Here is a 9,962-nt window from a genome sequence, read left to right as displayed (position 1 = left end):
GCGTCCGGCGTCCGGCGTCCGGCGTCCGGCGTCCGGCGTCCGGCGTCCGGCGTCCGGCGTCCGGCGTCCGGCGTCCGGCGTCCGGCGTCCGGCGTCCGGCGTACAAGGCTTCGCCATCCCGATCCCCACCCACCCGCACGTCTTTCAGCCCGTCCGGCGTTTGAGGACGAGGCCCCTTGAGGGCCGACGGGGGTCTGGGGGCGGAGCCCCCAGGGGCCGGGGGCCGGGGTCGAAGGGGCAGCGCCCCTGGTGGATGGGACGGGTAGGGGCGGCGGGGGCGAGGAAAAACGCGAAGACCCCCCGGGGCGGACACCAGCCGGGGGGCCTTCAGCTCAGGCAAGGATCAGACGGCCTCGACGACCTGCATCGGCGCCGCCTCCTCCGTCTCCTCCTTGGGCCCCGCCCCCTTCAGCGGAACCTCCTTCACGAACACCGCAGCGACCAGCGCCAGCACCGCCACCACGGCCCCCAGCAGGAACGCCGAGTGCGTACCGGCCGACACCGCATGCTGATACGCCTCACGCGCCGCATCCGGCAGCTTCGCCAGACTCGCCGCATCCAGCTGCGCGGACGACTCGGTCACCTTCGCCCCGATCCCCCCGCCCCGCTCGGCCATGACGTCCTGGACCCGGTTGTTGAACAGCGCGCCCATGATCGCCACACCGAAGGAGGAACCGAGGGTACGGAAGAGAGTCGTGGACGAGGACGCGACGCCCATGTCCTTCATCTCGACGCTGTTCTGCGCGACCAGCATGGTGATCTGCATCAGACAGCCCATGCCGAGCCCGACGACGGCCATGTACACCCCGGACGTCAACCGCGAGGTGTCCGTGTCCATCAGCGACAACAGGTACAGCCCGACGACCATCAGCGCACCGCCGACGACCGGGAACACCTTGTACCGCCCGGTGTTCGTGGTCACCCGCCCCGCCACCATCGACGTCACGAGCATCGCACCGAGCATCGGAAGGAGCAGCAGCCCGGAGTTGGTCGCGGACGCACCCTGCACGGACTGCTGGTACAGCGGCAGGAACAGCGTCGCACCGAACATCACGAACCCGGTGATGAAGCCGATGAGGGACATCAGCGTGAAGTTGCGGCTGCGGAAGATGTGCAGCGGCACGACCGGCTCGGCGGCCTTGGTCTGCCAGAACACGAACCCGATCAGCGCGGCGACACCGATGCCGATGAGCTCCATGATCCGCGCGGAGGACCAGGCGTACTCCGTACCGCCCCACGTGGTGACCAGCACGATCGCGGTGATGCCCACGGTCAGCAGCCCGGCACCGAGGTAGTCGATGCGTGCCTCGGCCCGCTTCTTCGGCAGATGCAGTACGGCGCTGATCGCGACGAGCGCGACGACACCGAGCGGCAGGTTGATGTAGAAGGCCCAGCGCCAGCCCCAGTGGTCGGTGATGGTGCCGCCGACCAGCGGTCCGCCGATCATGGCGAGCGCCATGACGCCGGCCATCATGCCCTGGTACTTGCCACGCTCCCGCGGCGGAATGAGGTCACCGATGATCGCCATGACACCGACCATCAGACCACCGGCGCCAAGGCCCTGAACGGCCCGGAACCCGATGAGCTGTCCCATGTCCTGGGCCATGCCGCTGAGCGCCGACCCGATCAGGAAGAGCACGATCGACGACATGAAGACGCCCTTGCGCCCGTACATGTCGCCGATCTTCCCCCACAGCGGGGTGGAGGCCGCGGTCGCCAGCGTGTACGCCGTCACGACCCAGGAGAGATGCTCGAGCCCGCCCAGCTCACCGACGATCGTCGGCATCGCGGTGCCCACGATCATGTTGTCGAGCATCGCCAGCATCATCGTGATCATCAGTGCGAGCAGGACGACCCGCACGCTCTTCGGTTGCTTGTCGTCTTCCGGCTCGACCACTGTCTGTGTGTCCGCCATCACTCCCACTCCCCCAGCTACTTACTTGCCGCCCGGCAAGTTGACTACACTGGGGAAGGTAGCCCCGTAACTAGCCGGGCGTCAAGTAAGTTTTGTTCAAAGCCGATGGCTTCACGGAGAATGGGCGGCACCATGGACGGCACCAAGCAGCGGCGCCGCGGGGACACCCGCCAGCGCATCCAGGACGTGGCGCTCGACCTCTTCGCCGAGCAGGGCTACGAGAAGACCTCTCTGCGCGAGATCGCCGAGAGCCTCGACGTCACCAAGGCGGCGCTCTACTACCACTTCAAGACCAAGGAAGAGATCCTGGTCAGCATCTTCGACGATCTGACCCAGCCGATCCTCGACCTGATCGAGTGGGGCAGGCAGCAGCCGCACACCCTGGAGACGAAGCAGGAGATCGTACGGCGCTACAGCGGCATCCTCGCCAACGCCACCCCCCTGTTCCGCTTCATGCAGGAGAACCAGGCGGCCGTACGGGAGCTGCGGGTCGGCGAGACCTTCAAGGAGCGCATGCAGGGGCTGCGCGACATCATGATCGACCCGGAGGCGGACCTGGTCGACCAGGTCCGCTACACCAGCGCGATCTTCACCCTGCACGCCGGGATGTTCTTCCTCCAGGACCTCGCGGGCGACCCCGAGGACAAGCGCAGAGCGGTCCTGGAGGTGGCGTCGGACCTGGTGACCCAGGCCCACGAAGGCACCCGCAAGAAGCCCTAGACGGTCCTGTCCGGCCTCAGACGGTCACGCCCTTGGCGCGCAGGAAGGCGACGGGGTCGATCGCCGAGCCGTAGTTGGCCGTCGTGCGGATCTCGAAGTGCAGGTGCGGGCCACTGGAGTTGCCCGTGTTCCCGGACAGGGCGATGCGCTGACCGGTCTTGACGACCTGGCCGACCTTCACGTCGATGCGCGAGAGGTGGGCGTACTGCGAGTAGGTCTTGTTGGCGTGCTTGATGACGATGGCGTTGCCGTACGCCGATCCGTCACCGGCCCCGTTGCCGCCGGCCTTGACGACGGTCCCGCCGTGCGCGGCGAAGACCTTGGTCCCGCTGGCCACGGCGAAGTCCTGCCCGCTGTGGGTGGACTGCCACAGGGCGCCGGACTGCGCGAAGCTCGCGCTGAGCTTGTACTTCTTCACCGGGTCGACCCAGGAGACGGTCTTGCCGGTCTCCGCGGCCGCCGCGACCCCGGTCCCCAGCACGGCCGCGGCCCCCAGACCGACGGCCATCACGGCGGCACGGGTGCGGAGCAGGGACGTACGGGAAGAACGGGACGAAACGCGCTGGGACATCGAAACCTCATGGGGACGGGGACAGAAAAGCCACCCGGCGCACAAGCCGTCGCCGGATGGGGCATCCCTTGGTAACCCCGAGGCCCCGGAAGCCCCAAACCGCCGATCTACGACGGAAGCTAGTACTTCATCCCAAAACTTCCCGCTTCTTGACAGAGCTCCTATCTGGAATGAATCCACCCATGACGGCAGAATCCTCCTAGGAGTTCAGGGACGAAAGTCCTTTTTGTCCAATCCTGGCTATCCACTATTCGCCCTAGTAACGGACAAATCGCCTGTGCGTCATGTCACCGGCCACCGAGGCCCTCGCACCCCCGGCCCGGAAATCATGTGACGCACACCTCTTGGCACTTACCCTCCAGTAACCCTACGGTTCCCCTCGCGCCACCCACTCCGACGAGCATGCACCCGACAACGGCAGCGCTACTGACGTGAGAGGACCCCCCACAGATGACGAACCGACGCCCCTTGGTGCGCCGTATGGCCGTCACCGCCGTCTCCACGGCGGCCCTCGTGTCACTGGCCGCCCCGGCCGAGGCCGCGACCACCGAAGACGTCGACTACACCACCTGGCAGCAGGACTGCCGGACGGTCATGGACCAGGCGCTGCCGTACCTGAAGCAGCGGATCGCCGCCGCCAAGCCGGGCGAGAAGCAGGCCATCGTCCTCGACATCGACAACACCAGCCTGGAGACCGACTTCGGCTTCAGCTACCCCCAGCCGGCCAACGAGCCGGTTCTGGACGTGGCGGAGTACGCCCAGGACCACGGCGTATCCCTCTTCTTCGTGACGGCCCGCCCCGGCATCATCTACTCGTTCACCGACTACAACCTCGATCACGTCGGCTACGACGTCTCCGGCCTCTACGTCCGCAGCTTCATCGACCTCTTCAAGGACGTCGCCGCCTACAAGACCGCCCAGCGCGTCGCCATCGAGAACAAGGGCTACACGATCATCGCGAACATCGGCAACAGCGCCACCGACCTGTCGGGCGGCCACGCCGAGAAGACGTACAAGCTCCCGGACTACGACGGTCAGCTGTCCTGAGTCGTCCCGCTCGACTCCGGGTAGCCTCACCCTCGTTCGCGTGATCACGGGGGTGGGGCGGATGGATCCGGCGGTACTCGGCAGCAAGCTCGCGTCCGGTCTGGTGGCCTCCCTCGTACGGAAACTCTTCGTGGCGGACGCCCCGGGAGCAGGCCTCGTCGACAAGCCAGTACGCCTGACCGCCCTGGTCTCCTTCCGCGGCGAGAAGCGGACGCTGGGCGAGAAGGAGGTCCGCGCACTGGCCCGCCGGCTGGTCGGCGCGGCGACGGACTCCCCCGGCGAACCCCCCTTCCCCGCCGACGAGGAACCCGCGGTCACCGACGCCGTGACCGCCCGCCTTCTCGCCCTCGGCGACCTGCACATGGACGACGTCCAGGCCGTACGCCTCGGCCACCGCGAACTCGCCCGGGAACTCCGCGACCAGGCACCCCCGCCCGTCGGCCTCTCCACCGACGCCGGCTATTTCCTGGACTCCGCGACCGAGTGGGCCTGCCTCCACATCCTGGACTTCTTCACCCGCCGGTCCCACTTCGTAGCCCGCACGCTCGTCGAGCAGACCCGCCGTCAGGCCGAACTGATCGCGAAGGTCGACGAGTTGACGGCCCGCACACCCCGCCCCGGCGCCCGGGACCGTGCCTTCGAACGCCGCTACCTCTCGCACATCGCCGCCCACCACAACCACATCACCATCTACGGCATCGACCTGCGCGACTCCCCCGACCGCTGGCCCCTGGAAGTGGCGTACCTGAGCCTGGAGGCGACGGGTACGGAGGAGCGTGCCCTCCCCGAGGAACACCCCGGCGGCCCCGTGACGGTCCAACTCCCGGCGGAAGAAGCCCTCCTGGCCCACGACCGGGCCCTCCTGCGCGGCGACGCAGGGTCCGGCAAGACGACGCTGGTGCAGTGGCTGGCGGTGACGGCGGCGCAGGACGGGACCTGCATCCCGTACGTGCTCCCCTTACGGACGTTGATCCGCGCGGGCGCCCTCCCCACGCCCGAGGGCTTCCTCGCCGCCGTGAGCTGCCCGCTGAGTCCGCCGGAAGGCTGGGCCGAACGCGTCCTCATGGCGGGCCGCGGCCTGATCCTGGTCGACGGCCTGGACGAGATCCCGGACGCCGACCGCCACCGCACCCGCGACTGGCTGCGCGCCCTGCTCACGGCCTATCCCGGCAACCGCTGGCTGCTGACCTCCCGCCCCACGGCGGTCCGCGCCGACTGGCTGACGGGCGAGGGCTTCCGCGAACTGTCACTCGCTCCGATGCGCCGCTCCGAGGTCGCGACATTCGTACGGCGCTGGCACAGGGCCGCACAGGCCCCGGAGTACGAGGGCCCGCTTCTGGACTCCCTGCGCACGAAACGCGACCTCGCCCGCCTCGCCACGAACCCGCTGATGTGCGGCCTGATCTGCGCCCTGCACCGGGAACGGCGCGGCTACCTCCCCACCGGCCGCAAGGAGCTGTACGACGCCGCCCTCACGATGCTGCTCACCCGCCGGGACCGCGAGCGGGGCATGGAGGCGGAACTCGGCGAGGAGGCACAGCTGGAGGTGTTGCAGCGGCTGGCCTACGCGCTGGTGCTGAGCGGTCGTACGGAGATGGACGCCGAGACGGCCGAGGGCATCGTGGAGCGGTGCCTGCCGTCGATCGCGGTCCCGGCGGACGCGGCATCGGTACTGCGGGCGCTGCTGCTGCGCAGCGGAGTGCTCCGCCGGCCCGCCGAGGGCGTCGTGGACTTCGTGCACCGCACGTTCCAGGACTATCTGGGAGCGCGGTACGCGGTGGAGGAGGGCCACCTCGACGTCCTGGTCAGCCACGCGGACGACACGCAGTGGGAAGACGTGATCCGGCTGGCGGTGGCGCATGCGCGACCGCGGGAACGAGCGTTTCTGTTGAGGCAGTTGCTGTCCCGGGAAACTCCCCGGCTGACCCTGCTGGCGCTGGCGTGTCTGGAACACGCGACGGCCCTGGCACCGGATGTGCGGCTGGCAGTCGACTCGCAGGCGGTCGAGCTGATCCCGCCGTGGACGACGGAGGACGCGAGGACGCTGGCAGAGGCGGGCGGCCCGCTGGTGTTGGAGCTGTTGCCGGGTCCGGCGGATCTCACCCCCGAACAGGCCAAGAACGTCGTGGTCACCGCCTCGGTCCTCGGCCGGGACGAGCCCGAGGGAGCGTTGGCGGTGCTGCGACGGTTCCGGGATCACCCCGACCTCGACGTACGGCGTCAGCTCGTGGGCACCTGGCATCGGTTCGACACCGTGGAATACGCCGCCGAGGTCCTGGATCATCTGGATCGGACGGATCTCTTCCTCAACTGCGAGTCGGCCGAGGAACGCTCGGCCATCGCCACGATGCGACCTTGGCACAGCCTGTCCTTCCGGGGCCCACACCGGATCGAGCGGTTGTCGGACGCTGTGCCGCGCCCGGAGGCCGTGACGGGAATCGAGCTGCAGAGCAATCCCCACCTCGTCGACGCGGGCGCCCTGCTGCCGTTCCGCTCCCTCCGCGAGGTATGGCTCACCGAGTGCCCGACCGCACAGCTGGACCGGCTCTCCGAGTTGCCGCTCGTCCGCCTCAGCTGCAACCAGGTCGCCGACGTGACCGGGCTCCGCTCGCTTCGTTCGCTGCGCCGCCTCTCCCTGACACAGGAGCTGCCGGGCACCGATCTCACCGAGATCCTGCCGCTCGACGCACCCCTGGAGACGCTCTTCCTGGGCTGGAGCACCACCGACACCACAGGCCTGCGCGGGTTGCAGCACTGGTCCGGCCTCCGCTCGCTCAGCCTCGGCTCGCTCACCACTGAACTGACCCACACCGACTGGGAAGCCGTCGCCGAACTGACCGAGCTGGACCAACTCCATCTGAACGCGGCGCTGGTCCGCGACTTTCCCTACTCGTTCGAGATCATGCCCGAGCTACCCGGCATCGAGGTTCTGCGGATCACCCATATATACGGCGACGAGGACCTGTCCCTCCTGGCGCCCCGACTACCGGGTCTGCGCACGGTGAGCCTCCAGATCCACCCCAGGGAGTCCTCCCGTTTCGCCGCGTTCTTCCCCGGCGCCGAGATCAAGCTGAACTGAAAGGCCAAAAAAGGAACCGCCCCGGAACCGAAGTCCCGGGGCGGCCCCTCTTCCGCGCAATCCCCGAAGGGCTACGCGTCCTTGCTCAGATTCGGCCCAGCCCCACCGGCCGCCTGCTCAATAGGCGGAACATCCGGCAGCGCCGACTTCTCCTCGCCACGGAACGTGAAGGTCTGGGTCTCGCCCTCGCCCTCCGTGTCCACGACGACGATGTGACCGGGGCGCAGCTCGCCGAAGAGGATCTTCTCCGAGAGCGTGTCCTCGACCTCGCGCTGGATCGTGCGGCGCAGCGGCCGCGCGCCCAGGACGGGGTCGTAACCCTTCTTGGACAGCAGCTCCTTGGCGGACTGGGAGAGCTCGATGCCCATGTCCCGGTCCTTGAGGCGCTCGTCGACCTTGCCGATCATCAGGTCGACGATCCGCAGGATGTCCTCCTGCGTCAGCTGCGGGAAGACGACCACGTCGTCGACACGGTTGAGGAACTCGGGCCGGAAGTGCTGCTTGAGCTCGTCCGAGACCTTGTTCTTCATGCGCTCGTAGTTGGACTTCTTGTCGCCCGAGGCCGCGAAGCCCAGGTTGAAGCCCTTGGAGATGTCCCGGGTGCCGAGGTTGGTCGTCATGATGATGACCGTGTTCTTGAAGTCCACGACCCGGCCCTGGGAGTCGGTCAGACGACCGTCCTCCAGGATCTGGAGCAGCGAGTTGAAGATGTCCGGGTGGGCCTTCTCGACCTCGTCGAAGAGAACCACCGAGAACGGCTTGCGCCGCACCTTCTCCGTCAGCTGGCCGCCCTCTTCGTAGCCCACGTAGCCGGGGGGCGAACCGAAGAGACGCGAGACCGTGTGCTTCTCGCTGAACTCCGACATGTCGAGGGAGATCAGCGCGTCCTCGTCACCGAAGAGGAACTCGGCGAGCGCCTTGGACAGCTCGGTCTTACCGACACCGGACGGGCCGGCGAAGATGAACGAACCACCGGGACGCTTCGGGTCCTTGAGGCCCGCACGCGTACGACGGATCGCCTTCGACAGCGCCTTGACGGCGTCGACCTGGCCGATGACCCGCTTGTGGAGCTCGTCCTCCATGCGCAGCAGACGCGAGGACTCCTCCTCGGTCAGCTTGAAGACCGGGATGCCGGTGGCGGTCGCGAGGACCTCGGCGATGAGCTCGCCGTCGACCTCGGCGACGACGTCCATGTCGCCGGCCTTCCACTCCTTCTCGCGCTTGGCCTTCGCGGCGAGGAGCTGCTTCTCCTTGTCGCGCAGGGACGCGGCCTTCTCGAAGTCCTGCGAGTCGATCGCGGACTCCTTGTCCCGGCGGACACCGGCGATCTTCTCGTCGAACTCGCGGAGGTCCGGCGGCGCGGTCATCCGGCGGATGCGCATCCGGGAGCCGGCCTCGTCGATCAGGTCGATCGCCTTGTCCGGGAGGAAGCGGTCCGAGATGTACCGGTCGGCCAGCGTCGCGGCCTGGACCAGCGCCTCGTCCGTGATGGACACGCGGTGGTGGGCCTCGTACCGGTCACGCAGACCCTTGAGGATCTCGATGGTGTGCGGGAGCGAGGGCTCGGCGACCTGGATGGGCTGGAAGCGGCGCTCGAGGGCCGCGTCCTTCTCCAGGTGCTTGCGGTACTCGTCCAGCGTGGTGGCACCGATGGTCTGCAGCTCGCCGCGGGCCAGCATCGGCTTCAGGATCGAAGCCGCGTCGATGGCGCCCTCGGCGGCACCCGCACCCACGAGCGTGTGCAGCTCGTCGATGAACAGGATGATGTCGCCGCGGGTGCGGATCTCCTTGAGCACCTTCTTCAGGCGCTCCTCGAAGTCACCGCGGTAGCGGGAGCCGGCGACCAGCGCGCCGAGGTCGAGGGTGTAGAGGTGCTTGTCCTTGAGGGTCTCGGGCACCTCGCCCTTGACGATGGCCTGGGCGAGGCCCTCGACGACGGCGGTCTTGCCGACGCCGGGCTCACCGATCAGGACCGGGTTGTTCTTGGTACGGCGGGACAGCACCTGCATGACCCGCTCGATCTCCTTCTCGCGCCCGATGACCGGGTCGAGCTTGGATTCACGAGCGGCCTGGGTGAGGTTCCGGCCGAACTGGTCGAGGACCAGGGACGTCGAGGGGGTGCCCTCGGCAGGCCCGCCGGCGGTGGCGGTCTCCTTGCCCTGGTAACCGGAGAGCAGCTGGATGACCTGCTGCCGCACGCGGTTGAGATCAGCGCCCAGCTTGACGAGGACCTGGGCGGCGACGCCCTCGCCCTCGCGGATCAGGCCGAGCAGGATGTGCTCCGTGCCGATGTAGTTGTGGCCCAGCTGAAGAGCCTCGCGGAGCGACAGCTCCAGGACCTTCTTGGCACGGGGGGTGAAGGGGATGTGCCCGGACGGGGCCTGCTGCCCCTGCCCGATGATCTCCTCCACCTGCTGGCGGACCGCCTCGAGCGAAATCCCGAGGCTCTCAAGGGCCTTGGCGGCGACACCCTCACCCTCGTGGATCAGGCCCAGGAGGATGTGCTCGGTGCCGATGTAGTTGTGGTTGAGCATCCGGGCTTCTTCCTGAGCCAGGACGACAACCCGCCGCGCGCGGTCGGTGAACCTCTCGAACATCGTTAATCGCTCCTCAGAGCGGTCAGGCAGTGG

At 68.1% G+C, this 9,962-nt stretch carries 6 protein-coding genes; 3 read left to right on the top strand and 3 right to left on the bottom strand.

Translation table 11 applies throughout. From position 1 onward, the window contains the following. Positions 1 to 343: 343 nt before the first annotated feature. Positions 344 to 1,915: an MDR family MFS transporter gene (locus tag ACIOHP_RS07280; RefSeq protein ID WP_401884073.1), complete on the bottom strand. Its 1,572-nt coding sequence runs from the start codon at positions 1,913 to 1,915 to the stop codon at positions 344 to 346. A 120-nt stretch (positions 1,916 to 2,035) separates the two neighbouring features. On the opposite strand from ACIOHP_RS07280, the gene ACIOHP_RS07275 reads away from it, so the two are divergent. Continuing rightward, on the top strand, positions 2,036 to 2,635 hold the full coding sequence (locus tag ACIOHP_RS07275) for a TetR/AcrR family transcriptional regulator (RefSeq protein WP_384169609.1): 600 nt from the start codon (positions 2,036 to 2,038) through the stop codon (positions 2,633 to 2,635). A gap of 16 nt (positions 2,636 to 2,651) precedes the next feature. Here ACIOHP_RS07275 and ACIOHP_RS07270 read toward each other — a convergent pair whose 3' ends face one another. Beyond that, complete coding sequence (locus ACIOHP_RS07270) at positions 2,652 to 3,206, bottom strand: M23 family metallopeptidase (protein WP_361552695.1); 555 nt, start codon at positions 3,204 to 3,206, stop codon at positions 2,652 to 2,654. 450 nt (positions 3,207 to 3,656) lie between these two features. Between ACIOHP_RS07270 and ACIOHP_RS07265 the strand changes: the two genes are divergently transcribed. After that, a complete protein-coding gene (locus ACIOHP_RS07265) occupies positions 3,657 to 4,253 on the top strand; it encodes an HAD family acid phosphatase (protein WP_361552698.1) in 597 nt (198 codons plus the stop codon). Positions 4,254 to 4,314: 61 nt separating this feature from the next. Beyond that, positions 4,315 to 7,332, top strand: a complete 3,018-nt coding sequence (locus tag ACIOHP_RS07260; RefSeq protein WP_401884148.1) for an NACHT domain-containing protein — start codon at positions 4,315 to 4,317, stop codon at positions 7,330 to 7,332. 71 nt (positions 7,333 to 7,403) lie between these two features. Here ACIOHP_RS07260 and ACIOHP_RS07255 read toward each other — a convergent pair whose 3' ends face one another. Continuing rightward, positions 7,404 to 9,929 (bottom strand): ATP-dependent Clp protease ATP-binding subunit, encoded by a 2,526-nt coding sequence (locus ACIOHP_RS07255; protein WP_327718541.1) that lies wholly within the window; start codon positions 9,927 to 9,929, stop codon positions 7,404 to 7,406. Positions 9,930 to 9,962: the final 33 nt, after the last annotated feature.

This window comes from Streptomyces sp. NPDC087859, from assembly GCF_044742595.1.
Lineage (GTDB): Bacteria > Actinomycetota > Actinomycetes > Streptomycetales > Streptomycetaceae > Streptomyces > Streptomyces canus_F.
Note: the sequence above shows the minus strand (reverse complement) of the source record. Positions and strands in the feature narration are given on the sequence as shown.

Coding starts and splice junctions, on each gene's coding strand:
- ACIOHP_RS07265 (WP_361552698.1), top strand. CDS start 3,657: ATGACGAACCGACGCCCCTTGGTGCGCCGTATGGCCGTCACCGCCGTC.
- ACIOHP_RS07280 (WP_401884073.1), bottom strand. CDS start 1,915: ATGGCGGACACACAGACAGTGGTCGAGCCGGAAGACGACAAGCAACCG.
- ACIOHP_RS07275 (WP_384169609.1), top strand. CDS start 2,036: ATGGGCGGCACCATGGACGGCACCAAGCAGCGGCGCCGCGGGGACACC.
- ACIOHP_RS07255 (WP_327718541.1), bottom strand. CDS start 9,929: ATGTTCGAGAGGTTCACCGACCGCGCGCGGCGGGTTGTCGTCCTGGCT.
- ACIOHP_RS07270 (WP_361552695.1), bottom strand. CDS start 3,206: ATGTCCCAGCGCGTTTCGTCCCGTTCTTCCCGTACGTCCCTGCTCCGC.
- ACIOHP_RS07260 (WP_401884148.1), top strand. CDS start 4,315: ATGGATCCGGCGGTACTCGGCAGCAAGCTCGCGTCCGGTCTGGTGGCC.